The following is a 25819-nucleotide window of genomic DNA, read 5'->3' on the forward strand; positions in this document are numbered from 1 at the left end:
CCAACGTGGCGCACGCGGATGCGGGCTCCGCACACTTACCCCACCATCTGCCTTAACTCGCGCCACACCATGCCGGTGGCCAGGTTGCGCATGCAGGCATGATGCCCCAGCGGGCACTCGCGCTGCCTGCACGGCGCGCATTCGATCCGCAGCGACATCGATTTCGCCATGTCCGAAAACGGCGGCGCGTGATCCGGGTCGGTCGGCCCATAGATCGCAATTACCGGCCGGTTCAGCGCCGACGCCACATGCAGCAGCCCCGAGTCGTTCGATACCACCGCGTCCGCACCGGCAATCAGCGCGATCGCGTCATCGAGCCTGGTGGCCCCGGCCAGGTTGATCACCTTTACCGAGTCCGCCAGCGCCAGCGCGACAATCTCGTCGCACACGTCCTTGTCTTTCGGCGACCCAAGCAGCGCAACCTGCGAGCCCGGATTCTCCGTGACGATCTCGCGCGCCAGCGCCGCGAAATGCGCGGTTGGCCAGCGCTTGGCGGAGCCAAATTCCGCACCCGGCGCGAACACCACCAGCGGCTTGTCGAGCGCGATCCCGTGCGCGCCGCGCGCCAGGCCGGCCTGCTCGCCGCTGACCGTCAGCTCGGGGCGCGGCAGGTTGGCGCGCAGCCGGTCGCGCGGCGCATCGGCCAGCGCGGCGTAGAACGGCACCATCGCGCGCGGCGGCTGGTCATCGTGGTGCAGCTGGTTGAGCAGGCCGTAGCGCATCTCGCCCTTGTAGCCGACGCGGTGTGGAATGCCAGCCAGCCAGGGGATCAGCGCGTATTTGAGCGTATTGGGCAGCACGTAGGCATCGGCATAGCCGCGCGCGCGCAGCACCTGCGCGTAGTTCCAGCGTTCGCGCAGCTGCAGCGCGCCGTGGCGGAACGGCGTTACCAGCACGCTGTCGACTTCCTTCATGGCGCGCCAGACCGGCGCCACCGACGGCGGCGCCAGCACATCGATCGGCCGCGACGGATGCCTTTTACTGAGCAGTTGAAGCAGCGGCTGCGCCATCACGGCGTCGCCGATCCAGTTGGGGGAAATGATCAGGGTGCGTTCTTTGCTCATTCGTCGGCCTTGGTGAACTGCAGGCGGTACAGGTTGGCGTACATGCCGTTGGCGGCCAGCAGCTCGTCGTGGCGGCCCGCTTCGATCACGCGGCCCTGCTCCATCACGACAATCCGGTCGGCCCGCTCGACCGTCGACAGGCGGTGCGCAATCACCAGCGTGGTGCGGCCGGACATCAAGGTATCCAGCGCGGCCTGCACGGCGCGCTCGGATTCGTTATCTAGCGCGGACGTGGCTTCATCGAGGATCAGGATCGGTGCGTCCTTGTAGATCGCGCGCGCAATCGCCACACGCTGGCGCTGCCCGCCGGACAGGCGCATGCCGTTCTCGCCGATCTGGGTGTTGACGCCTTCCGGCAGCGCCGCCACGACGTCAAGCAGGTGGGCGGCCTTGATCGCCGCGGCCAGCCGCTCATGGTCGACCGTCTCGACGCCGTAGGCGATGTTGGCGCCAAGCGTGTCGTCGAACAGCACCACGTTCTGGCTTACCATCGCCAGCTGCTCGCGCAGGCTGGCCAGCGCGATCTCGTCGTAGGGCACGCCGTCAAGCGTGATGCGGCCCGCGTTGGGTGCGTAGAAGCGCGTGACCAGGTTGACGAAGGTCGACTTGCCGCCGCCCGACACGCCCACCAGCGCCACCGTCTGCCCCGGCAGGATCTCAAGATTGACGTTATCCAGCGCCAGCGGGTTTTGCTCGGAATAGCGGAACGAGACGTTTTCCAGCTTCAGGTGTCCCTTTGCGCGGCCCAGCACCTTGGTGCCGGTGTCCGCTTCGACCGGGGAATCGATCATGCCGAACACGGTTTCGGCGGCGGCCATGCCGCGCTGCATTGGGCCGTTGACTTCCACCAGCGCCTTGAGCGGCTGCAGCAGCATCAGCATCAGGGTGATGAAGTTGGTGAATTCGCCGACCGTCATGTCCGAGCGGATCGCCATCACGATCACGATCGACACCGCCAGCGCGGTGGCGACCTGGGTGATCGGCACGGTCGCGGCGGCGGCCACGGTGGCGCGCTGGGTGAAGCCGCGCAGCGCGGTGCTGCGCTCTTCGAAGCGGCGCCTCTCGTAGCGCTCGCCCGAGAACACGCGGATGACCTGGTGGCCGCGCGCGGCCTCTTCCACCACCTGCGTCATTTCAGCCGTGACGCGCTGGTTTTCGCGGTTCAGGCGGCGCAGGCGTTTGGTGGTGGTGCGCACGATCAGCGCGGTCAGCGGAATCACCACCAGCGCAATCAGGGTCAGCTTCCAGTTCAGGTACAGCAGCCCCACCAACAGGCCGATGATCACCAGCGAATCGCGCACGAAGGCGAGGAACACGGAGTTGATCATGTCGACCACCTGGCGCACATCGCCGATGACGGTGTTGATCACCTTGCCGGTCGATTCCTCGTGAAAGCGCGCGACCGGAAGGCGCAGCAGCTTGTCGAACACCATGCGGCGCAGGTCGTTGAGCACGCGGCTCATGATCCAGTTGTTCAGGTAGGCGGTCGAAAACGTGAACACGCCGCGCATGATGAAGATGGTCATCAGGATGGCCGGGATCAGCCACAGGCTGAATTCGACCTTGTTTGGACCGAAGCCCTTGTCGAGCAAAAGTTCAAGCGCCTTGCCCAGCATCGGCTGGGTGGCCGCGGTGCCGGCCATCGCCACCAGCGACAGCAATGCGCGCGCGCGGTACGGCTTTACGAGGTTAAACAGGCGCGAGGCCACTGTCTGGTTATTCATTTATTCTTCATGCCTGCGTCAAGCGCGTGTAGTCAGTAAGTCAAACAAGGTCTGCGCGCTGTTCTCTTCCTGCAGTACGGCGCCCGCGGCGACGGCGTGCTGCGCATAGCTGGTGTAGCCGGCGATCTGCTGCTGCACCGCGAGCAGGACCGTCGCGGCGGATGTATCGGCGACTGTGGTGCCGGCGCCAAAGCGGTCCACCATACGCGCAATCCAGGAACCGGGCGTTGAAATCACCGGGCTGCCGTGCGAGAACGCGTCGAGGGTCACGCCGCTGATGCGGTCGGCGAATGCGGCCGCGTCATATAGCTGCAGGCAGATGGCGCCGCGGAACAAGTCCGCGTACTGTTCGGGCGACAGCGTCTCGCCGTGGATGCGCAGGTGCGGATAGCCGATCTCGGACAAGCGTTTCAGGTCGGCGCGGATGGCCGGGTCGTATTTTCCGGCCTGCTCGGGCGACGTCTGCAGCACAACGGGTATGCGGACGCCGTCCTTGTGCATCTGCTCGACCAGGTCGACGACATGCGAGAAGCCCTTGTCGGCGCGCGCCGCGCCAGCGAACAGCACATGGCGAAACGGCTGCGCCTGCGCGGCGGCGGCGATCCATGGCTTTGAAATCGGATACGGCACCACGCGCGCGTTGGCGAAGCCGGCTTCCTCGAACACCTTGATCACCGACGCCGTCGGGCCGTAGATTTCGAGGTTGGGCTGCCTGCGCGCGATCGATTTGAGCTGTCCCATTTTGCTGTCGCTGGCGTTAAACCAGTGCACATACAAAAAGACTTTCTTGGGCGGGATCACGGTGCCGCGCGCTGCCCAGTCGACCATCAGCAGGTCGGCATAACGCGCGGTCGAGATGAACAATTTACCCGGGGTGCCCAGCAGCGACTTGTAGACGAAATAGCTTTGTACCTTGCGGATGCGGCGGAAGAAGGTTTTCCTGACTTCGACGTTGTTACCGCTGAACGTCACCTCGACCTTGCGGCTGGCCCACAGGCGCAGCGTGCGCGAATCGTCGCCCATCCGGCACAGCGCGGTGATGAAACTATAGCAGTGTCCCGCTGCGGTGGTCAGGGTTGGCTCGACTACATTGATCGTATTTGGCATGTCCAAGTATCTCTTTTTATCGTCAATACTGTCAAACCGGGCCAGGCTTGTGGTTTGCCTCTTTCGCGTTCAGGTAAAAGCCCATCAGCAGGAACACCATCAGGGCGTAGAACATCGCACCCTTGACCGACCAGAAAATCACCTCGGTCAGGCCGTAGCCGAAGTAGCTGGTCACCAGCAGGATGCCGGCCAGCGCGGTGGCGAACTCCTGCCGGCTGGCGTTCCTGACGCTCATCGCGCGCGTAAAGAACACGAACGGCGCCAGGATCATGCCGAACCACGCGACCAGGCCGATCACGCCGCCGGTCACCATCGCCTGCACCGCTTCATTATGAAAATGCGGCATCTCCAGCACCACCGGATCGAGTTCGCCTTTGCGCACCAGCGGTTCGAGCACCTCGCGGTAGCCGTCTTCGCCGCGTCCCAGCAGCGCTGCGTCCTCGATCAGGATGCCGGCCGCCTTCCACAGCTCAAGGCGCACGCCGACGTTGGTGAAGGCGCTGCCGCCCGAGAAGTAGCTTGAAATATCGAGCACGCCCTGGCGGACCCGCTCTTTGACGCCGGTCTCGGGGATGAAATACATCGCAGCCATGAACGCGAAAGTGAAGGCGACGACCGCGCGCACGCGGCGGTTGTTCAACACGTGGCTGTGCTGGATGAACAGCAGCCCGCAGAGCACCAGCCCAAGCCAGCCGCCACGGGTGCCGGTCATGGTCGACGCGGCCAGGCCGGCGAGCGCGCCGATGGCCGGCCAGAACACTTTGCGCACCGAGCGCACGTCGACCATCGCCGCCAGTGCGATCAGGCCGAGTGACAAGGCGATATCGCCGAAGGTGATCGCGTTAAGCAGGCCGCCTGGGCGCTCCTCGCCCAGCACCAGGCGCTGGTAGCCGACCAGCAGCATGCCGAGGAAAGCGCCGCCGATCACGCCCCACCACAATGCCTTGCGATCGGGCTTTGCGGCCAAAACCAGCATCAGCGCAGACAACGCAAACAGCATCCTGGCCGGCTTTTCGAGGTCACCGATGGACTGGTCGCGCAGCACAAGGCACGCAGCTGTATATAGGAAATTAAATCCGAACAACAGCACGACCCAGCGGATCGCCGTCCAGTGCGTGCGCAGGGCGGCAAAACCGGGTTTGAGGAAAAACAAGGCGGCAATCAGCAGCGAAAAGCTGGCCAGGCCGATGCCGAAGGGGGTCACCAGGCTAAGAAACGGGAACAAAAAGATCAGGACGCCAATTACCGCCTGTTTTGGGTCCGCCTGTTTGATCAAGTTATTGTTCATTCATTCTTAGGTGGGATATTCTGCTACCTTCAGCAACTGAAAGCACTATGTCAGCCATGCAGCAAGCAACAACAATTTCCGTCGTCATCACGACTTACAACCGTCCCGACGCCCTGCAGGCGGTGGTGGAAGCGTGTTTTGGCCAAGATGACAAAAATTTCGAAATCATTATCGCTGATGACGGCTCGGCTGCCAACACGAAGGACTGCATCGACGCCTTGAAAGCGCGCTCGCCGGTGCCTCTGCACCATGTCTGGCAGCCGGACGACGGCTTTCGCGCGGCGATGGCGCGCAACCGCGGGACGCTGGCAGCGGCCGGCCAGTACGTGGTCTTTATCGACGGCGACTGCATTCCGCAGCGCGACTTCATTTCGCAGCACCGCAAGCTGGCGCGGCCAGGGTATCTGGTGTCGGGCAGCCGGGTGCTGCTTAGCCCTGCGCTGACCACGCGCCTGCTGTCCGAGCGGATCGACCTGCACCAGGCCGGCGCGGGCGACAAGCTGGCCTACCGGTTCAAGGGGCACATCAACAAGGTGGCGCAGTTGCTGGTGCGCTGGCCGGATATCGGGCGGCACCGCAAGGGCTTCTCGTGGCGGCGCATCAAGAGCTGCAACCTGGCGGTGTGGAAGTCGGACCTGGAGAAGGTGAATGGATTCGACGAGAGCTTTACCGGCTGGGGACACGAGGACTCGGACCTGGTGGTCAGGCTGTTCAACGCCGGCGTGATGCGCAAGGAAGGCGCGTTTGCGACCGAGGTGTTTCATTTGTGGCACCACGAGGCCAAACGCGACCAGGAGTCGAGCAACAAGCAAATTGTGGTGGCGCGCTCGAAGGATGGAACCGTGCGCGCGGTGCGGGGGCTGGCGGAGCATCCGCAGTGACGTCGTTCCCGCGCGCTGGAACCTAACCCAAAACCCGTCGTTCCCGCGCAGGCGGGAACCTATCCCTAAACCCCGTCGTTCCCGCGCAGGCGGGAACCTATACTTTGCCGTCAATTCGATCAAGCATGGATTCCCGCCATCGCGGGAAGTCATTTCCCGCAATGCCGGAAATGACACCGATCAGACTATGCCGGGGTATAGGTCGCTCCAAAGCGGATTGGCTTTCTGGATCAACTCGATCTTCCACTTACGATTCCACTTCTTGATCTGCTTTTCGCGGGTGATCGCCTCTACTATGTCGTAGTGCGTTTCGTACCACACCAGTATTTTCACACCGTATTTCCTGGTGAACCCGTCAGCCAAGCCTTCACGGTGCTGCCAGACGCGCCTGATCAGGTCGGACGTTACGCCTATGTACAGCGTCCCGTAGCGCCTGCTGGCAAGCAGATAGACGTAGCTTTGCTTCTCCATGTCGGAATGGTTGCTCAAGCAGGCAAAAGCGACGAGAGGCGGATCAAACGTCCACGTCATTCCCGCGCAGGCGGGAATCCATGCGTAGCAAGCACATACAAAGTATAGGTTCCCGCCTTCGCGGGAACGACGACGACGTTGCTATAGGTTCCCGCCTTCGCGGGAACGACGTGCGACGTCGCTAGTATTCGATCGCCACTTCCTTCGCGCCCAGCACCTGCTCCAGCGCCAGGGTCAATGCATCGGACGGCGCCACCAGCCAGTCGTCTCCCAGCTGGATGGTGCACTCGACGCCTTCCGGCTTGAGCCTCAGCGCCACCGGCAAGCCTTCCTGTGCGCGATGCGGCTTGAGGACCTCGGCGATCTTCGCGGTCGGCACCGCAGCCGGCAGGAACAGCCCAACCTGGCGGCCGTAGTGGATGCGCGACGCGGTCAGGTCGTACACCTTCTCCGCCGTGATGCGCAGGCCGCCGTTGAAGCGGTCTTCCGATACCTTGCCAACCACGAGCAGGAAATCATCTTCCTTGAAGATGTTCTTGTTCGCCTCGAACACTTCGCTGTACACCGTCACTTCCACCACCGCGGTCTTGTCGTCGAGCGTGACAATCAAGATCTTCCCGCGCTGCGTCATCTGCGGACGCACCCCGGTGATCACGCCGCACAGCATGCGCGGCTCGCGCGATGGATCCAGGTCGGCCAGCTTGGTGCGCGCGAAGCGCCGCACTTCGCCCGCGTACGTGTCGAACATGTGCCCCGACAGGTAGAACCCAAGCGCTATTTTTTCTTCCGACAGCTTCTGCTTGTCGGTCCAGGGCACCGCCTTGACGTATTCCGGCGGCGCGACCAGGTCGCTGTCGTCGCCCCCAAACAGGCTGACCTGGTTGATCGAGGCCTGGGCCTGATCAGCCACTTCAACCGCAAAGCCGACCGATGCCAGCAAAATCGCGCGATCGACGCCGAAGCAGTCCATCGCGCCGGCGCGGATCAATGACTCGATCGTGCGGCGGTTGATCTGCTTGCGGTCGACCCGCTTGCAGAAGTCGAACAGGTCCTTGAACGGTCCGCCGCTGGTGCGCGCCGCGATGATCGCTTCAATCGCCGACTGGCCCGAGCCCTTGACCGCGCCGAGGCCGTAGCGGATGTTGGTCACGCGCTTGCCCGTCACCGATGGCGGCGGGCCTTCCGGCGTGAAGCGGTAGTCGGAGTGGTTGATATCCGGCGGCAGCAAGGTCAGGTGACAGACATCCAGGCTGTCTTCCACCAAAATCTTGATCTTGTCGGTGTCGTCCATCGCCAGCGACAAGTTGGCCGCCATGAAGGCCGCGGTGTGGTGCGCCTTCAGGTAGGCGGTGTGGTACGACAGCAGCGCGTACGCGGCCGCGTGCGACTTGTTGAAGCCGTAGCCCGCGAATTTCTCCATCAAGTCGAAGATCTCGTCGGCTTTTTCGGTCGACAGGCCATCCTTGGCGGCGCCGGCGCGGAAGATCTCGCGGTGTTCCGCCATCTCTTCGGCCTTCTTTTTACCCATCGCGCGGCGCAGCATGTCGGCGCCGCCCAGCGAGTAGCCGCCGACGATCTGCGCCATCTGCATCACCTGCTCCTGATACACCATGATGCCGTAGGTTTCGGACAGGATCGACTCGGTGCGCGGGTCAGGATAGTCGAACTTCTCGCCGTGCTTGCGCTTGCAGAAGTCCGGGATCAGGTCCATCGGGCCCGGGCGGTACAGCGCCACCAGCGCGATAATGTCCTCGAAGCGGTCGGGACGCGCGTCTTTCAGCATGCCCTGCATGCCGCGCGACTCCAGCTGGAAGATCGCGACGGTCTTCGCCTTGGTCAGCAGGTCGTACGAGGCCTTGTCGTTCAGCGGCAGCGTCTCGAGCGCGAAGTCGGCGTTGGCCGCCGGGTCGAGCTGCTTGATGTAGCGTACCGCGCGGTCGAGGATGGTCAGGGTCGTCAAACCCAAAAAGTCGAACTTGACCAGGCCCACGGCTTCGACGTCGTCCTTGTCGTACTGCGAGACCACGCCCGAATCGCCGCCCTGCGTGTACAGCGGGCAGAAATCGGTCAGCTTGCCCGGTGCGATCAGCACGCCACCTGCGTGCATGCCGATGTTTCGGGCGATGCCTTCCACCTGCTGCGCGAGGTCGAGCAGCTGCTTGACCTCTTCCTCGTTTTCGAGGCGCTCCTTGAGCATCGGTTCTTCTTCGATCGCGTCGGCGATCGTCACCGGCTTGCCCGGCTTGAACGGGATCAGCTTGGAGACGCCATCGCAGAAGTTGTAGCCGAAATCGAGCACGCGGCCGACGTCGCGGATCGCGCCCTTGGCGGCCATGGTACCGAAGGTGGCGATCTGCGAAACCGCCTCTTTGCCATACAGGTCCTTGACGTGCTGGATGACGCGGTCGCGCCCTTCCTGGCAGAAGTCAATGTCGAAGTCGGGCATCGAGACGCGTTCTGGATTGAGGAAGCGCTCGAACAGCAGGTTGTATTTCAGCGGATCGAGGTCGGTAATGAGCAGCGAATACGCTACCAGCGAACCCGCACCCGAACCCCGCCCCGGTCCAACCGGCACGCCGTTTTCCTTGGCCCACTTGATGAACTCGGCCACGATCAGGAAGTAGCCCGGGAACTTCATGTTGCAGATGGTATCGGTTTCGAACTTGAGGCGCGCTTCGTAGCGCGGGCGTTCGGCTTCGCGCTTGACCGGGTCCGGGTACAGGTGGACAAGGCGCTGCTCCAGGCCGGCCTTCGATTCGGCGACCAAAAATTCGTCGATGGTCATGCCCGGCGGCGTCGGGAAGTTCGGCAGCTGCGGTTTGCCGAGCGTGAGCACGACGTTGCAGCGCTTGGCGATTTCCACCGAGTTTTGCAGCGCGGCCGGCATGTCGGCAAACAGCGTGGCCATGTCGGCCTGCGACTTGAAGCACATCTCTTCGTTGAAGCGCTTGACCCGCTTGGCGTTGGCCAGCATTTCGCCTTCGGCGATACAGGTGCGCGCTTCGTGGGCGATGAATTCGTCGCGCGAGAGGAAGTGGATCGGGTGGGTGGCAACCACCGGCAGGCCAAGCTTGGCGGCCAGGGCGACTGCCTGGCGCACCTGGGCTTCCTGATTGGCCTGGCCGGCGCGCTGCACTTCGATGTAGAAGTGGCCCGGGAACACCGCTGCCCAGCGCTGCGCGCAACGTTCGGCCAGCGCCAGGTTACCGTTTTCGATGGCGGTGCCGACATCGCCGAAGTGGGCGCCGGACAGCACGATCAGGCCATTGCGCTGGTCTTCGCCGGGCGACAAGGTCGATTCGCTGGTGGCCAGCGCTTCGAGCCATTCAGGGCGAATCTCCGCGCGGCCCTTGTTCTGGTTGGTGAGCCAGGCGCGCGACAGCAGGTCGCACAGCTGCAGGTAACCCATGCGGTTTTTGGCCAGCAGCAGCAGGCGGCTTGGCTTATCGCGGTTGTCGTCGTTGGAGATCCAGGCGTCGACGCCGATCAGCGGCTTGATGCCCTTGCCGCGCGCGGCCTTGTAGAACTTGACCATGCCGAACAGGTTGGCCAGGTCGGTAACGGCGAGCGCCGGCTGCTTGTCCTTGGCGGCCGCCGCGACGACGTCGTCGATGCGCACCAGGCCATCGACGATCGAGTATTCCGAGTGCACGCGCAGGTGGACGAACGCAGGCGCGACTGGCTTGGCGGGCGCTAGCTGCGCGTCATTGCCGACTTCGAGGACATCCATGCTCATGTTCCGGTTTCCTGCTGTGCAAAGGACGGTATTTTACCAGCACCACTTCGTCGTTCCCGCGTAGGCGGGAACCTATACCGGGTTCGACCGGGAATGAAGATTGTCTGAGCATCGGACCGTCGCTATGGGTTCCCGCCTTCGCGGGAACGACGTGCAGACGTTGTGGAGACGCGACAGTTCCGGTTATTGATCTCCACAACAGCATGCGCCGCAGCGAGCACTTGCGTTGACGCAAATCAACGTTTATCGTGATTATCTGCAGTACCTCACACACAACTCAGCAATTTCCTGGCGCGGCGCACCTTTTTGGGGCGCTGTTTGCGGTCGAAACAAGAAAGCGGAGATTAGATGTCTTACAAGAACGTTCCAACAGCAACCGCCCTCGGCCTTTTGCTTCTCAGTCATGGTGCTTATGCGCAGCAACCCGCCGGCGCCAACACGCTCGACGCGGCGCCGATGGAGCGGGTGCAAATTACCGGCAGCCGCATCAATCTCAAGCAGGAACAGCTGTCAGGCGTCGGTCCGGTCACCGTGATCGATGCCGAAACCATCCAGCGTTCGGGCGCGGTCTCGATTGAAACCTTGCTGCAGCGCCTGCCCGCATCGGCCGGCACCGCCGGCAATCAAAGCAGCGCCTACTGGACCAGCAACGGCTACGGCACCACCCAGGTCAACCTGCGCGGCCTGGGCATCGACCGCACCCTGGTGCTGCTGAATGGCCGCCGCGTCGTCGCCGGCGGCACCGGCGCCAACAGTTCGGTGGACCTGAACATGATTCCGGTCGCCATGATCGAGCGGGTCGAAGTGCTGAAGGACGGTGCATCGGCCATCTACGGCGCCGACGCGGTCGCCGGCGTGGTCAACATCATCACGAAAAAAGCCATCGATGGCGTCGAGATGTCCGTTCGCTACGGCAAGACCGAGCGCGGCGATGGCGACGAACAATCCGCCGACCTGGTCTGGGGCACGCGCGGCGAGCGCAGTTCGCTGATGGCGTCCCTCAACTATTCCGAAAGCGGCGAGGTCAACCTGGCTTCGCGTGCGCCATGCGCGCTGTTTGAAGATGGCGGACAACTTGTCTGTTCAGGCAGCTCGTCGACCATCGGCGGACGCGCACGCCTGGCCGATGGCCGCCGCGTCAACTTCAACCAGGAGCTGGGCGGCAATCCGCGCGGCTTTGAAACCTATTCCGCGGCAAAACACGGCTACAACAGCAACCCGCTCCTGAATGCCGTCAACCCAATCAAGCGGGTCGGCTTTACGGCGTTCGGCAACGCGCGCCTGAGCGACAGCGTCGACCTGTTCACCGAACTGATGTTCACCAACCGCAAGTCTGAGCAGCTGGCAACGCCTGGCACTATCGGCGCCAACCGCCCGGTCAATATCGCCGCCTCGCACCCAACCAATCCAACCGGCCAGAACCTGGTGCTGGAACGCCGCCGCGTGGCCGAAGTGGGCCCGCGTAACTTCTTCCAGGAGACCAACACCTTCCGCATCGCGAGCGGACTGAAGGGCGAGATCAACGACAAGTGGGATTGGTCGGCATCGGTCAACTGGGGCCGCAATACCGGCGTCGATGGCATGACCAACATCATGAATCTCGACCGCGTCGACGCCACCCTCGACGCGGCCAATTGCGGCAAGACGCCAACCTCGGCTCCGTGCGGCAACTACCTTGGCTATGGCAACCTGACGCCTGCCGTGCTGGACTACATCCACTTCGACACCCGGGACCACGGCGGCAATGACCAGAAGAGCTTCAACGCCAGTGTCAGCGGCGAGCTGTTCAATATGCCGGCAGGTGCGGTCGGATTCGCCTCGGGCTTCGAGTACCGCCGCGAAAAAGGCTGGCGCGATCCGGACAGCCTGATCGTTTCCGGCGCGGCCAACACCAACCGCCAGGACCCGATCGCGGGCGAGTACAGCGCGCGCGAAGTCTTCGCCGAACTGTCGATACCGCTGCTGGCCAAACTGCCGCTGGTGCAGTCGCTCAACCTGAATACCGCGGCGAGGTATTCCGACTACAGCCTGTTCGGCGCGAAGAGCACCTACAAGGCCGGGCTGGACTGGCAAGTGATCCCGGCGCTGAAGATCCGTGCCAACCGCTCGACCGCCTTCCGCGTGCCGACCGTGCCGGAGCTGTTCGGCGGCGTCTCCGAAGGCAACCTGACGACGACCGATCCTTGCAATAACTGGAATACGCAGGATCCGAACTCGAACATCTACAAGAACTGCCAGGCCTCGCGCGTGCCGGTCGGCTTCCGGCAGTTCGGCCCGTCGATCCTGACCACCGGCGGCGGCAACGTCAACCTTGAGCCGGAAGACGCCGACACCTTCACCGTCGGCGCGGTGTGGATGCCGTCGAAGGCCATTACCGTGACGCTCGACTACTTCAATATCGAGATCGACAATGCGATCCAGACGGTGCCGGGGTCGACCAAGCTGGCGGTGTGCTACAACTCGCCGGGATTGGCGCATATCTTCTGCGGCCCATCGAGCTTTACGCGCGAGCCGGCGACGGGCGAGATCAATTTCCTGTCGTCGCAGCCGGCCAACGCGGCCCAGCAGCGCGTGTCCGGTATCGACCTCAGCGCAATGTATGACTTCCGCGCGTTCGGCTGGAACATGGCGCTGACCGGGGACGTGTCGCGGCTGAGCCGATACGACGTCACCCCGTTCCCGGGCGGCGATACGATCGAATACGCCGGCAAGATCACCGGCGGTCGCGGCAGCTATGCCGAGTGGCGCGGCGCGGCCGGGCTGACCGCGGCCAATGGTCCATGGTCGGGCTCGTATAATATCCAGTACATCGGATCGGCCGACGATATCAACGCGGCGCCCGCCGACATTGGCGCGCGCGCGCCGAGCGTGGCGTACCATAACGCCAGCGTCAAGTATGCGTTCAGCAAAGCGATCACGCTGTCGTTTGGCGTGGACAACCTGTTTGACAAGGCGCCGCCGTTCATCCAGAGCTGGACCGATGGCAATACCGACACGATGACCTACGATCTGCTCGGCCGCCGCTGGCATGTGCGCGCCGGGTACCGTTTCTAATCGCACCACATACACTGTCGTTCCCGCGCAAGCGGGAATCCATACTGCGCGTTTCAGCTGGCGAAGTATGGGTTCCCGCCTGCGCGGGAACGACGTTAATACGGAATCACAATGCAAGTATCGTTCTGGGTCCGCCGCGCCCATAAATGGATCGGATTGATCGTCGGCGTCCAGGCCTTGCTGTGGATGATCAGCGGTCTGTACATGGTGGTCGTTCCACTCGACGTCGTCCACGGCGATCACCTCGCCCACGTCTTCCCCGAACCGCTCAAGCCGGGCGCTCCCCGCGTCGCGCAAGCGACACTGAACCAGCTCTACCCAGGCATCACGTCGGTTCGCCTGAAAACCATGCTCGGCAAGGAAGTCTATGAAATCAGGCAAGGTGCGGCAGCCTCGGTGGTCGACGCCGCCAGCGGCGTCAAACTGAGTCCGCTGGAGCGCGACACCATCAAGGCGCTGGCGGAAGAATCGCACGTCGGCGAAGGCGACATCAGCGGCATCGAGTGGGTGACCAAGGCACCGTCCGAGGTGGGCGCGCGCCCAGTGCCGCTCTGGGCCGTCCACTACGATGAAGCCGGCGACACCACCCTGTATTTCTCGCCGCATACCGGCGACCTGGTGGCGCGGCGCCACAACCTGTGGCGCATCTTCGACTTTGTCTGGATGCTCCACATCATGGACTACGACACCCGCGATAACGTCAACAACACCCTGCTGCGCATCGCCACCATCACCGGCTTCGCCTTCGCCCTCAGCGGCGCCTGGCTGCTGCTGTACAGCTTTACGCGGAGGAAGCGCGCATGACGCCGTGGATGAGGAAGATACATAAATGGGTGGGGGTGATCATCGCCATCCAGTTCGTGCTGTGGATGACGAGCGGCGTGATGATGAGCCTTCTCGATGCGGGCAAAGTCGCTGGCAGGGAGTTCCGCGTCAAGCCCGCCGCCAGCGCCGCGTGGCCAGCGAGCGCGCTTTCGGTTGACGCGGTGCTGGCCCGAACCAGCGCGCAGGTGATGACCATTTCGTCTGCCTGGGTGATGAACCAGCCGGTCTACCAGCTGGTGAACGACAAATCGACCTGGATAGTCGATGCGCTGACGGGAACCCCGCTGGTGCTGGATGCCGCGCTGGCAACGCGCATTGCGCAGTCATCGTACTCGGGCAGCGGCGCGCCGGCGGGTGCGCTCCTGCTCAAATATTCGCTGGAGACCCGCAAGCACAAGGACCCGGCGTGGGGCATCGACTTCAATGACAGCGACGAGACCACCGTGTACGTCTCGGCCAGCACCGGCAAGGTCCTCGAGCACCGCAACAGCACGTGGCGCCTGTTCGATTTCTTCTGGATGCTGCACATTATGGATTACGCGGAACGCGAGAACTTCAACAACAACTTGCTCGTGACGAGCGCGATCGGTGGCCTGTTCATGGCGCTGACCGGCGTGTGGCTGCTGTTCACCAGTTTGCGCCTGGCCGAGTTCATTCCGCAGCGCTGGCGCCGCAAACGCAGCATCAACGTTTTTGGTGACGACGGCAGCAAGCTGCGCGCTGTCGACGCAGCGCAGGGCGACACCGTATTCCAGGCGCTGGCGCGCGGCGGCCTGCAGCTGCCATCGAACTGCGGCGGCGGACAAAGCTGCGGCCTGTGCGAAGTGCGTTGCCTCGGCAAGGCGCCCGCGCCGACCAGCGCCGACCGCGCCCTGCTGTCGGCTGAAAAACTGGCGGCGGGCTATCGGCTTGCCTGCAATCTGCCGGTCAACGGCACAGTGGATGTGGAGGTGGCCGGAGCCGCCGCCATCGCCACCGAATACCAGGCGATCGTCACCAGCGTGCATGCGGTGACGCCATTCCTGCGCGAGGTGACGATCCGCCCGAATGCACCGTTCGATTGCCGCCCGGGCGCCTACATCCAGGTCCACGTGCCCGATTACGCGCGCGATGCGGCCCATATTGAAACGCCCGAGCATCACCGCGAGGATTGGAAGAACATCGAACTGCCGGCCAGGCTGGTGAATCCGGCGCCGCTGCGGCGCTCGTATTCGCTGGCGGTACCGGTCGAGCAGGCGGGCGGCCAGCTGACGCTGCTGGTGCGCTTCATGCCGGGACAGCAGCCAGGCAGAGGTTCGAGCTACATGTACACGCTGAAGGAAGGCGATACGGTCCGCTTCAGCGGCGCCTTCGGCGACTTCGCGATCAAGCCGGGCGGACGCGAAAAGGTGTTTATCGGCGGCGGTGCGGGAATGGCGCCGTTACGCGCGATGATCCGCGCGCTGCTGCAGTCGGGCGCGTCCGAGCCGGTGCACTTCTGGTACGGCGCGCGCAGCCATCGCGATGCGCCGTATGTCGATGAGATGCAGGCGTTCGCCGGGAAGCACCCGAACTTCAAGTGGCAGCTGGTGCTGTCGGAGGATGAACATGGCGGCGCGGGCGCGGCGAAGGGATTCGTGCACGAAGCAGCGCGCGACGTCCTGCTTCGTAGCCACCCGAACCTCAATGCCTGCGACTTCTATGTGTGCGGGCCGCCGGCGATGCTGGAGGCAACGCGGGCACTGCTGCAGGAGCTGGGTGTGAGCGAAGAGCGCGTAGCGTTCGACGATTTCAAGATCTAAACCAGGCTGCGTCGTCGATGACTGGGCGGGATCAGCGAAGGCTGCGTCCTGAAAGACCAGGATAAGCTGAACCAATGGAAGTCCGCGCGCCGCACCCGTGAGAGCCGATCCGGAGGGGTCCACCCTCCCCCGGTTCCTCACCAGATCCTGTGGGAGAATAAGCTACGCAGGCCATTGCTTTATAATGTCGGCTGTCCAAATGCAAGTGAATACCATGCAAGCCGCTACCTCCTTTGTAAACATCGCCGCCTACAAATTTGTCACTTTTGACAATACTGAAGAGATGCGCCCGCAATACCAGGCCATCTGCGCTGACCTGAGCCTGAAAGGCACCATCCTGCTGACGCCGGAAGGAATCAACATGTTCTTGTCGGGCACGCGCGAGAACATCGATACCTACCTGGGCTGGCTGCGCAGCGATCCGCGTTTCGCCGATATCGAAGTGAAGGAAAGCTTGTCGGAAGAGCAGTCCCACAAGCGCATGTTGGTGAAGATCAAGAAGGAGATCATCACGATGCGCATGCCGCTGATTCAGCCGGAACTTGGGCGCGCGCCTGCCGTCGAGCCAACCACGCTCAAGCGGTGGCTCGACCAGGGGCATGATGACAGCGGCCGCCCGGTCGTGATGGTCGATACCCGCAACGCGTTCGAGGTGGACGTCGGCACCTTCGACAATACGATCGACTACCGCATCGACAAGTTCACCGAGTTTCCGGAAGTAATCGCGGCGGCCAAGGACGGGTTGAGCGACAAGACCGTGGTGACGTTCTGCACTGGCGGCATCCGCTGCGAAAAGGCGGCGATCCATATGCAGAATATCGGCTACGAGCATGTATATCAGCTCGAAGGGGGCATCCTGAAATATTTCGAGGACGTGGGCGGCGACCATTACAACGGCGACTGCTTCGTGTTCGACTACCGCACCGCGCTGAACCCGAAACTCGAACCGTCGACGACGGTCCAATGCTTCGCCTGCCGCGCCATCGTCACCCCGCGCCAGCAACTGGCGCCGGAATATGTGTACGAGGTGTCGTGCCCGCACTGCTATGTGGCGCCGGCACAGGAAAAGCAAGCCGATCAGCAGCAGGCTTAACCGCAATCACGGTGGACGAGCCGGGCTCCCCCACCGCTGATGCCGGCCAGGCCGTCAAGCCACACTATTCGAAATATTTGGCCACCTTGTAAACGTCCTCATCAGTAAGCGTGCCGGCCGCTGCACGCAGGCGCAACAGGCCAAGCAGGTAGCCATAGCGCGCCTGCGCCAGGTCGCGCTGGGTCGCTGCCAGCTGCTGTTCGGCGTTAAGCAAATCGAGGTTGATGCGCACGCCGCCCTTGATGCTCTGCTGCGTGGCGGTCCTCAGCAGCGAGCCCGAGTCGACGGCCTTGACCAACGCATTGACCCGCGCGACGCTGCTGAGCACAATGCTGTGCGCTTTGCGCAACTCAACCATAACGAGGCTGATGCGGCGGTCGAGGTCGGCCTTGGCGCGCTCGCGCGCTGCCACGGCCTGGCGCGCCACGGCGCTGACCTGGCCACCGGAATAGATCGGCACGTTCAGCTGCAAGCCGACCGCGCGGTTGAGCGCTTCCTGGCCACGCGTGGTCAGCGACTCGGAATCGTTTTTGCTGTAAGTGGCCACCAGGTCGAGCCGTGGCGTGTGCGCCGAGCGGGCCTGGTTGACTTCCTGCTGCGCGGCCTCGATCGCCAGCCGTGCGGCCTGCAGGTCGGGGTTGTTTTGCAGCGCGATCCGGCTCCACTCGTCGAACGAGGCGGTCGCGCCTGCATCAACCTTGAAATCGGCCGACAGCGGTTCGAGCTTATCGACCGGCATGCCCACCACGCCCTCGAGCGTGTTGCGGGCCGCGACCACGTTGTCTTGCGCTTCGATCACTTGTGCTTCGGCCACGTCCAGCCGGGCCTGCGTTTCCAGCATGTCGGTCCGGGTGCCTTCGCCTTTTTCAAACAATCGGTCATTGACCTTCATCTGTTCGAGAAAGGTCTCGCGCTGCGCGCGCGCGAGATTGAGCTGGTCGCTGGCATACAGCGCATCGACATAAGCGCCGACCACGCGCAGCGCGACCAGATCCTTGCCGTACTCGAACCGTGCGGCACTTTCACCGGCCTGCGCGACGCCGCGGCGGTAGCGCGCGTACGCTTCCCAGCTAAACAGCGGCTGGCGCAACTGGATTACGCCACTGCGGCTGGTGTAGTCGGGATGGGTGACAACTTCGCGCGGGCCGATCATTTGCGTCAGCTCGGTCCGGTTCTGCGTGTAGCTGTAGTTGCCAATGATATTGGGCAGTAGCGCCGAGCGGCCGATGATGCGGTTTTCCTGACCCGCCTCGTTTTCATAGAAATTCATGCGGAACGCCGGATCGTTCTTCAGCGCCGCTGCGTAGGCTTGCTGCAGCGTGATGGCGCTGGCGCTGCCAGCCAGCATCCACAGCAGCGGGCCGGCGCACAGCGCGACAGCGCGCAGGCGCCTGGCGGTGACATGCTTGGTCGCCATCGTTCAGTCCTCGCTCATGGTTGATTTGGCGCGATCGATGATCGGCTTGATCAGGTAATTGGCCATCGTGCGCTCGCCGGTTTTCACGAACAGATCGGCCGGCATGCCGGACTGGATATCGAGCTTGTTCTTGGCGATCAGCTTTTCACCCTCGGCCGTCACCTTGACCCGCACCAGATAGTACGGCTCGCCGGTGCGCTCGTCGACGGTACGGTCGGCCGACACCTGGCTCACCTCGCCCGGAATATGCGGCGTGGTATTGGCGTTAAACGCCGAGAACATCACTTCGACCGGCAGTCCAGGTTGCACCTTGTCGATCAGGTTGACCGCCAGGCGGCCATCAACCATCAGCGGATCGCCACTCGGTACGATGTCCATCAGGCGGAAGCCGGGCGGCACCACCCCTCCTTTGGTGAACACCGCCAGCCCGACGACCACGCCGTCGGCAGGCGACTTGACCTCGACGCTGGCCAGTTCGTAGTCCTGCGCCGCCATGCGGCTGCCCAGCGCTTCAGCTTCGCGCTGGACGTCGGCCAGCAAGGTACGCACTTCCTTTTGGTAATCCTGCACGCGCTGGAGGCGGCGCAGTTTAAATTCCGCGACCTGGCGCTGCGACCGGCCGATCTGGCCGATGTTCTGCGCGATCGAGCCGTTGACCTGGGCGTAGGTGCGCTCGACGTCGAGCAGGCGATTGCGCGCGATGTAGCCTTCCTTGGCCAGGTCGCGCATGCCGTCGAGCTGTTCCTTGAGCAGCTTGAGCTGGACCTTTTCATTGTCGCGCACTTCTTGCAGCCCGGTGATCTGCAGTTGCAGGCCGGCGATGTTTTCATCGATAGCGCTCAGTTCGCTCTGGAGCGACATCTGGCGCGACGTGAACAGCTGCGCCTGCAGGCTCTTGACTTCGACGACGCGCGGATCGAGCAAGCCGCTGCCCAGCTCGGCAGGGAAAGTGATTTGTTTCGCACCGTCGCGTTCAGCGAGCAGTCGCGCCTCGGTGGCGCGCGCGGACAGGTACTGGCCGCGCGTGATGTCGGCGGCGGACTTGGCCATGACCGGGTTCATGCGCACCAGGGTCTGACCGGCCTTGACCCGGTCGCCGTCCCTGACGAGGATGTCCTGGACGGTGCCGCCGGTCTGGTGCTGGACCGCCTGGCGGTGCGATTCCTTGGTCACGGTCCCCGGCAGCGGCACGCCCTTGTCCAGCGGCGCCAGCAACGCCCACAGCAAGAATCCGCCAAAGCCGAGCACGACAATAATCCAGCCGAGCTTGCTGTATGCGCCAGCGTCGGTGTTGACGGTCAGCGGCGTCACGTCGTGCGTGATGACCTGATGCGCCTGCGATTTATCTTCAAGTGCTTTCATTTATTTTCCCTGTTCCGTCGTCGCCGGGTTGCTGTCGGCGCCGGCATTGCCTGCCCGCGCCGGTTGCTGCGCCGCCAGCTGCGCCTGGGCGGCCTTCTGGGCCTGCAATTGCTTCTGGTTGACCTCGTTCATTGCCGCCAGCACCTTGTCGGTCGGCCCGAACATGTGCACGGTGCCTTCGCGCATCAACAGCAGCTTGGTGGTGATGCTGATGGCGCTGGTGCGGTGCGTGATCAGCACGATGGTCTTGCCGCGCTCGCGCAAGTCGCGCACGGCCTGTGTCAGCGCCGCTTCGCCGGCATCGTCCAGGTTGGAATTCGGTTCATCGAGCACGATCACCGACGGGTCGCCGTACATTGCGCGGGCCAGGCCCAGGCGCTGCTTCTGGCCGCCCGACAAGCCGGCGCCGCCGTCGCCGAGCAGCGTGTCGTAGCCGTTCGGGAAATGCAGGATCATGTCGTGCACACCGGCGCGCTTGGCGGCCAGCACGACTTTCTCGGCGTCGATTTCGCCGAAGCGGGCGATGTTCTCGCTGACGGTACCGCCGAACAGTTCGATGTCCTGCGGCAGGTAGCCCAGGTGCGGCCCCAGTTCGCCTTTGTTCCAGGTGTAGATGTCGGCGCCGTCGAGGCGCACCTTGCCGGCCATGGTCGGCCACACGCCCACCAGCAGGCGCGCCAGGGTCGACTTGCCCGAGCCGCTAGGGCCGATAATGCCCAGCACATCGCCGGCATTGATGGCAAAACTCACGTTGCGCAGTACCGGGCTTTTCTGGCCGGGCGGCGCCGCCATTACGCCTTCGACGCTCATGGCGCCGGTCGGCTTGGGCAGCGGCATGCCTGCCTCGCGCGCAGGGTTGGCTTCGAGCAGCTTGACCAGGCGCTCATAGGCGCTGCGGGTGCTGCTGAAAGTCTTCCACACGCCAATCACCTGTTGCACCGGCTGCAGTGCACGGCCGACCAGGATCGACGCGGCGATCATCATGCCGGGGGTGATCTTGTTTTCCAGTACCAGCAGGGCGCCGAAGCCGAGCACCAGCGACTGCAGCGATACCTGAACGAACTTGGTGACCGCGGCGATCTTGCCCGCTTTCTCGCTGGCGTCTGCCTGGATGTGCAGGAACTTACTGTGCATCTTGAACCAGCGGCTGATCAGGTTGGGCAGCATGCCCATCGATTCGATGACTTCGGAGTTGCGCAGGTTGTTGGTTGCCAGCGTGTTTGCCGAGATCGCCATCGAGTTCGCTTCGGCCAAAGGCGCGCGCGTGACGCGCTCATTGATGAAGGCGAGCACGACCAGCACGATGGTGCCGCCGAGCGCGAAGAAGCCCAGCGACGGCTGGAAGAAGAAGATGACGATCAGGTAGACCGGGAACCATGGCGCGTCGAAAAAAGCGAACAAGGCATTACCGGTCAAAAACTGGCGCAGGTTGGTGAGGTCGGACAAGGATTGGCCAGCGTTGCCGCCCGCCTGCTTGAGGTTCTGTTCGAAGGCGGCAGTGTAGACGCGCTTGTTCAGGTACATGTCGAACTTGGCGCCGACCCGGACCAGCACGAACGAGCGAATCAGCTCAAGCCCGGCCATCAACGCGTAGGCGCCCAGCATCAGAACGGTCAGCATGATCAGGGTTAACTCGTTGCGGCTGGCCAGCACGCGGTCGTAGACCTGCAGCATGTACAGCGATGGCACCAGCATCAGCAGGTTGGTGATGGCGCTGAAGGCGCCGACAGTCCAGAAGGTGCTCTTGAAGGCCAATAAGGCCCGCTCGATTTCGTTTTTTGGCTCGAGGAAGTTGTTTTTCATTTCGCTAGGTCGGATGACTACGATAGTCCACCCCTGAACGTGCGTTTTGGCGCATTGAAGTGGATGGCAAGAAACTGGGTTGCAAGACATTATCGCTCAAAAAGCCCAAAATATGTGATGCACGTCACATATTTTGACGCTGCAAGAACCGACCGTTGTTTTCCGTGAAGCCATTGGCTTGGTGTCCGCGAATAAAAAAACCCTGCCACTTTGCAGTGGCAGGGTTTTTTATTCGAACAGTCAAGCCCGGGGGCCAGGGCCGTTCAATTACCGAAGTAATTATTAGCCAACGGTGATGATGCCGTTTGCGAAGGTTACGTCAGCAACATTCACACCGGTCAGGGTGATCGTGGTTTCTGCTTCAGCAGCCGAGTTCGAACCGAACGCAACGTTTTCCAGGGTAACTACGGTGTCAGCGCCGACTTGGATCAGGAAGACTTCCAGAACCGAGTTGTTGCCACCGACGCTAACTTTGGTCGAGGTATTCAGGGTGTAGTCGGTGCCGATGAACAGCTTGTCGTCGCCAACCAGACCGAAGTTGACGATGGTGCTGTTGACATCGCTAGCCATGTAGATGTCGGAGTCAGCAGTTGCGCCAACTACGCCAGCAACAGCGATTGGGGTCGCGAAGTCGTTGTCGGTAAATGCTTTCTCAGCAGCGGTCACTGCATCTTCCAGACCTTCCAGCTCGGCGACCAGAGCTTGCGCTTCTTGCAGATCAGCGATCAGATCAGCCAGAGCCGTGATGTTGTCGTTTGCAGTCTTGACATCAGCGGTTGCGGTATTCAGAGCGGCTACCAGCGGGTTGGTGGTATCAGCAGCGTCGAACGCTGCAACAGCGTCGTTGAATGCCGTCACTGCATTAGCAGCGGCGGTAGCAGCAGCGGTCTGGTCAGCAGTAACGTCAGGACCAGCAGCAGTAACAGCAGCGTCAGCAGCAGCTTTAACAGCAGCCAGAGCAGCGATTTCGGTGTTGATCTGAGCTGCGGTTGGCTTCGCGCCAGCAGCGATCTGAACGATAGTCATAGCGTTGCCAACTGCAACCAGCTCTGCACTAGCGTCGTCTGCAGGAATAGCGCTGGTGACGTAGTCGGTGCGATCAACGGTCTTCTGAGCTGCGGTCTGCGATGCCAGCGCTGCAGTTTCTGCCTTGTCAGCAGCTTCTTTAGCGGTGGTTGCGGCCAGCAGTGGAGTCAGCGCGGTCTTCTGTGCATCGGTCAGGCTTGCAGCTGGGTTGAATACCAGTACGCCTTGCGCGTTGACGATGATGACGTCGGTGAGGCTGAGGTCAGCATTGGTGCGGGTAACGGTGCCATTAGCAGCAACGGTAACGTCCAGCGTCTGAGCGGTGTTGTACTTAGCAACTTCGCCAGCCAGGGTCGACGAAGCGGCCAGGGTGGTCTTGGTAGCTGCCGTGTACACGCCTTTAGCTGCAGCCAGGTTGGTGACAGCAGTCGCCAGGCCAGGAACCTTAGCGACGTTAGCGTTAGCAGTGGCAACTGCAGCTTGCGCGGTAACCAGTGCCGTGTCAAATTCCGCTACTTGGTCAGCCAGCAGAGCAGCTTTAACGCCAGGGGTATTGCCAACGTAAGCGCCATCAACTACGGCGTCCAGCTCGACTTCAGCGGCGAGAACGGCAGCCTCCAGCGCGTCTTTGGTGGTCGAGGTATCTTCGTCGTCGTCGCCGTCAGCAGCAGCGAAGAATGCGTCAACTGCATCTTCAGCAGCAGCCAGATCCGACAGAGCGGTGGTCAGCGAGAATGGAACGCCGGCCTTGATGACAGCAGCGACGCTAGCGTCCAGGGTTGCTGGAACGACTGCAGCGGCAGCTTGAGCAGCGGTGGTGATCTTGGCCAGCATTGCTTTAGCAGCATCCAGAGCCATTTCGCCAGCGTAGCCAGCTTTTTCTGCTGGGGTGTCAACAGCAGCGGTGAAAGCGGTAGCAACCAGGACTTTGCTGTTGAAAGCAACGTCGTCGGTACCAACTGCGCCGTCAGCGATGACCTTTACTGCCTGGTCGATCGTGAAGTTCTTGTCCTGAATGCCTTTGACCCAGTATGCCAGGCCAGCCGAATCCGGAGCGCGGTTGAACAGGTTCTGGTAGATCTGGGTGACTACGCCCGAGATCGTCAGCTGGTCGTATTCTGCCTTGTACTCAGCCGAAGCTGCGAATGCTGCCGACACGCCTGCGGTGTTGCCATTGTTCGCTGCAACAACGGTTTCCCAGTATGCCAGGCCGTCTGGGTCTGCAGGACGGTTGAAGTAAGCGACATACAGTTCTTGGATTGCTGCGGTGTAGATAGTTGCCATTTAAAAGCTCCTGAGTTGATCGAAACGATCATTAAGTAAATCAATATTGCAGCTACACAGGTGTGTCCTGCATCCCAACGTTCCGCATCATGACAGAAGGCACTGCGCTGCTAATGTGACAGCCATCACATCGAACCCAATCTTCTTTCCAATCTTCGGTGTTTTCCCATAAGGGACGTGGCGGGCTATTATCAGAGAATCTTTCTGTGAATGCAAGACCTTCACGCATTACCCCTATGGCGACAACCGTCACGAGCCTGTTTTGCACCCGTTCGATCTACAGTTATTGCAATTTAATTACAATTCGCTACTTACACATTGAAACAAATTAGTTTCGTTGCGCGCAGATTATCCTTATGCATATATAAAGAAAATCTCCGCGTTTCAGGTTCAATAAAAAATGCCCCTATTCAGGGGCATTTATATTTTATGCAATGCGGGTTATTGGCGCCAGAATGTCGCGCCATTGACCGTGCGGCGCTCATCTATTCTGCCGTTAAACAAATACGATGCCGATCCGCCATTCTCATTGCTGAGCAAACCCTGAACATTGACCATGCCCTTGACGCCGTCCGCGCTGTCCCCATACAGGCGACCGTCCGGCCCCACCGCACCCTGGGCAGACCAGCTGAACAACTCGGCTTTGCTGGCCATGTCGAACGAGGTGGCAAAGCGTTTGGTGTCGAAGTCAATATTCAGCTTACCATTTGACAACGTTGCCGCTGCGGCAGTCCGGGCAGACGGTCCGTAGTTTGTGTAGATATAGGCCTCGCTGTCTTTCATTCTGAAACCGATGTTGCCGCGCTCGGGCGACACATAGGTACGGCCAGCGGTGCGGAACAGCGCAAAGTTCCCGTTCACGGCCACCAATTCGTTCCTGCCCATTTCCAGCGTCAGGTTGAAGTCCGGCGCAGGACCCAGCACTGGCTCCCAGCGGCCCCACAAGATGCCTGCCTCCTTTACCGGCTTGCTCGGCTCCGGCGGCACACTGGTGACCGGCGGCGGCATCACCACTGGCGGCGGCTCAGGCGGTGCCGGTGGATTGTTGTTGCCGTTGTTGCTACTGTCGTTGCTGGCCTTGGTCAGGCTCTCGGCTTTCTGGGTGTCGACCACTGGCGCGGCAGGCGAACTGAGCGGTGGACTGGCGGCGTTGCCCAGCGGCGCGCCGGCCGGCAGCGCCGGCTGGTCCGACGACATCACGCTGCCGCTCATCAGCTGCGGCGCCTGGCTGCCGCGCTTAATCTGCAGCAACTGACCACGCTGCTTGGCCGACAGTTCCCGGCTGGCCGCGCCTTCGCATGGCCCGCTACCTTCGGGGCTGCACGTGCCGGCGAAGCCGCTGACAACGATGCCGCCGGTGATGACCGACACGCGCGACGTGTCGTCATCGGTAAATACGGTGAAATCAGTGCCGCGCACGCCGATCGCGGCCACCGGCGTATTGAAGCGGAAATTCTGGCGCGCCTGCTTGACGGCGTCGCCCGAGCGGCTGCGCGCCACCCCGCTGATCAGGTCAAGCTTGATCCGGGTGTTGGCAGGATTATTGGCGTCGACATGGTAGGTGACGATGCGCGCCTTGGTATTCGGGCGCAGGATGAACAGGCCGTTATCGATCGTCTTTATATAGAGGAAGCCGTCGGCGCCGGTCTGTAGCATGTCGCCTTCCTGCACGGCCGTGCCCTCCGCCGCCTGGCGGTCGAGCACTTGCGCGTTGCCGGCCACGAAAATGACCTTGCCCGCCTCAGCGGCCAATGCCAATTGGGCGCACAGCGCAAGGCCAGCGATAGCAGTGATTTTTAGCAACATGGTATTCCCCTTTTCCACCATTATCCGGCGATGCGCAATACACGGACGTGACCGCTATCACATTTTATCGGAAGTTGCCTGCATCGTTTCTTGCATT

Annotated in this window: 16 protein-coding genes; 5 read left to right on the top strand and 11 right to left on the bottom strand. The window is 62.2% G+C overall.

Annotated elements, in window-relative coordinates:
* Positions 1 to 35: 35 nt before the first annotated feature.
* Genes waaF through I4X03_RS18700 form a run of 4 tightly spaced genes read right to left on the bottom strand, consistent with a single transcriptional unit; the run spans position 36 to position 5183 of the window.
* Positions 36 to 1064: a lipopolysaccharide heptosyltransferase II gene (gene waaF, locus I4X03_RS18685; protein ID WP_223469761.1), complete on the bottom strand. Its 1029-nt coding sequence runs from the start codon at positions 1062 to 1064 to the stop codon at positions 36 to 38.
* The gene (gene msbA, locus I4X03_RS18690) at positions 1061 to 2788 is read right to left on the bottom strand and encodes a lipid A export permease/ATP-binding protein MsbA (RefSeq protein WP_223469762.1); all 1728 of its coding nucleotides are present in this window, start codon (positions 2786 to 2788) and stop codon (positions 1061 to 1063) included. Before msbA ends, waaF begins: the two co-directional genes overlap by 4 nt.
* A gap of 18 nt (positions 2789 to 2806) precedes the next feature.
* Positions 2807 to 3895 (bottom strand): glycosyltransferase family protein, encoded by a 1089-nt coding sequence (locus I4X03_RS18695; protein WP_223469763.1) that lies wholly within the window; start codon positions 3893 to 3895, stop codon positions 2807 to 2809.
* A gap of 31 nt (positions 3896 to 3926) precedes the next feature.
* On the bottom strand, positions 3927 to 5183 hold the full coding sequence (locus tag I4X03_RS18700; RefSeq protein WP_223469764.1) for an O-antigen ligase family protein: 1257 nt from the start codon (positions 5181 to 5183) through the stop codon (positions 3927 to 3929).
* A gap of 47 nt (positions 5184 to 5230) precedes the next feature.
* On the opposite strand from I4X03_RS18700, the gene I4X03_RS18705 reads away from it, so the two are divergent.
* Positions 5231 to 6064: a glycosyltransferase family 2 protein gene (locus I4X03_RS18705; protein ID WP_307735378.1), complete on the top strand. Its 834-nt coding sequence runs from the start codon at positions 5231 to 5233 to the stop codon at positions 6062 to 6064.
* 180 nt (positions 6065 to 6244) lie between these two features.
* Here the strand turns inward: I4X03_RS18705 and I4X03_RS18710 are convergent, their stop codons facing one another.
* Together I4X03_RS18710 and dnaE are read right to left on the bottom strand one after the other, a co-directional pair.
* Positions 6245 to 6535 (bottom strand): GIY-YIG nuclease family protein, encoded by a 291-nt coding sequence (locus I4X03_RS18710; protein ID WP_223469765.1) that lies wholly within the window; start codon positions 6533 to 6535, stop codon positions 6245 to 6247.
* A 181-nt stretch (positions 6536 to 6716) separates the two neighbouring features.
* Positions 6717 to 10265 (bottom strand): DNA polymerase III subunit alpha, encoded by a 3549-nt coding sequence (gene dnaE / locus I4X03_RS18715; protein ID WP_223469793.1) that lies wholly within the window; start codon positions 10263 to 10265, stop codon positions 6717 to 6719.
* Between the two features lie 354 nt (positions 10266 to 10619).
* Between dnaE and I4X03_RS18720 the strand changes: the two genes are divergently transcribed.
* The 4 genes from I4X03_RS18720 to I4X03_RS18735 all read left to right on the top strand — a co-directional run bounded on the left by I4X03_RS18720 (position 10620) and on the right by I4X03_RS18735 (position 17024).
* A complete protein-coding gene (locus I4X03_RS18720; protein ID WP_223469766.1) occupies positions 10620 to 13325 on the top strand; it encodes a TonB-dependent receptor in 2706 nt (901 codons plus the stop codon).
* A gap of 111 nt (positions 13326 to 13436) precedes the next feature.
* Entirely contained in the window at positions 13437 to 14129 is a 693-nt protein-coding gene (locus I4X03_RS18725; protein ID WP_223469767.1) for a PepSY domain-containing protein, read from the top strand.
* 8 nt (positions 14130 to 14137) lie between these two features.
* Complete coding sequence (locus tag I4X03_RS18730; protein ID WP_223469768.1) at positions 14138 to 15931, top strand: 2Fe-2S iron-sulfur cluster-binding protein; 1794 nt, start codon at positions 14138 to 14140, stop codon at positions 15929 to 15931.
* Between the two features lie 214 nt (positions 15932 to 16145).
* Entirely contained in the window at positions 16146 to 17024 is an 879-nt protein-coding gene (locus I4X03_RS18735; protein ID WP_223469769.1) for a sulfurtransferase, read from the top strand.
* Between the two features lie 64 nt (positions 17025 to 17088).
* Here the strand turns inward: I4X03_RS18735 and I4X03_RS18740 are convergent, their stop codons facing one another.
* The 5 genes from I4X03_RS18740 to I4X03_RS18760 form a co-directional block, all read right to left on the bottom strand.
* Complete coding sequence (locus I4X03_RS18740; RefSeq protein WP_223469770.1) at positions 17089 to 18441, bottom strand: TolC family outer membrane protein; 1353 nt, start codon at positions 18439 to 18441, stop codon at positions 17089 to 17091.
* 3 nt (positions 18442 to 18444) lie between these two features.
* Positions 18445 to 19803 (bottom strand): HlyD family type I secretion periplasmic adaptor subunit, encoded by a 1359-nt coding sequence (locus I4X03_RS18745; protein WP_223469771.1) that lies wholly within the window; start codon positions 19801 to 19803, stop codon positions 18445 to 18447.
* Positions 19804 to 21606, bottom strand: a complete 1803-nt coding sequence (locus I4X03_RS18750; protein ID WP_223469772.1) for a type I secretion system permease/ATPase — start codon at positions 21604 to 21606, stop codon at positions 19804 to 19806.
* Positions 21607 to 21888: 282 nt separating this feature from the next.
* Positions 21889 to 23916 carry a DUF4214 domain-containing protein gene (locus tag I4X03_RS18755; RefSeq protein ID WP_223469773.1) on the bottom strand — a complete coding sequence of 676 codons (2028 nt, stop codon included), beginning with the start codon at positions 23914 to 23916 and terminating at the stop codon, positions 21889 to 21891.
* 441 nt (positions 23917 to 24357) lie between these two features.
* Positions 24358 to 25722 (bottom strand): FecR family protein, encoded by a 1365-nt coding sequence (locus tag I4X03_RS18760; RefSeq protein WP_223469774.1) that lies wholly within the window; start codon positions 25720 to 25722, stop codon positions 24358 to 24360.
* Between the last annotated feature and the right edge of the window lie 97 nt (positions 25723 to 25819).

The organism is Massilia soli, assembly GCF_016809835.1.
Taxonomy (GTDB): Bacteria; Pseudomonadota; Gammaproteobacteria; order Burkholderiales; family Burkholderiaceae_D; genus Telluria_A; species Telluria_A soli.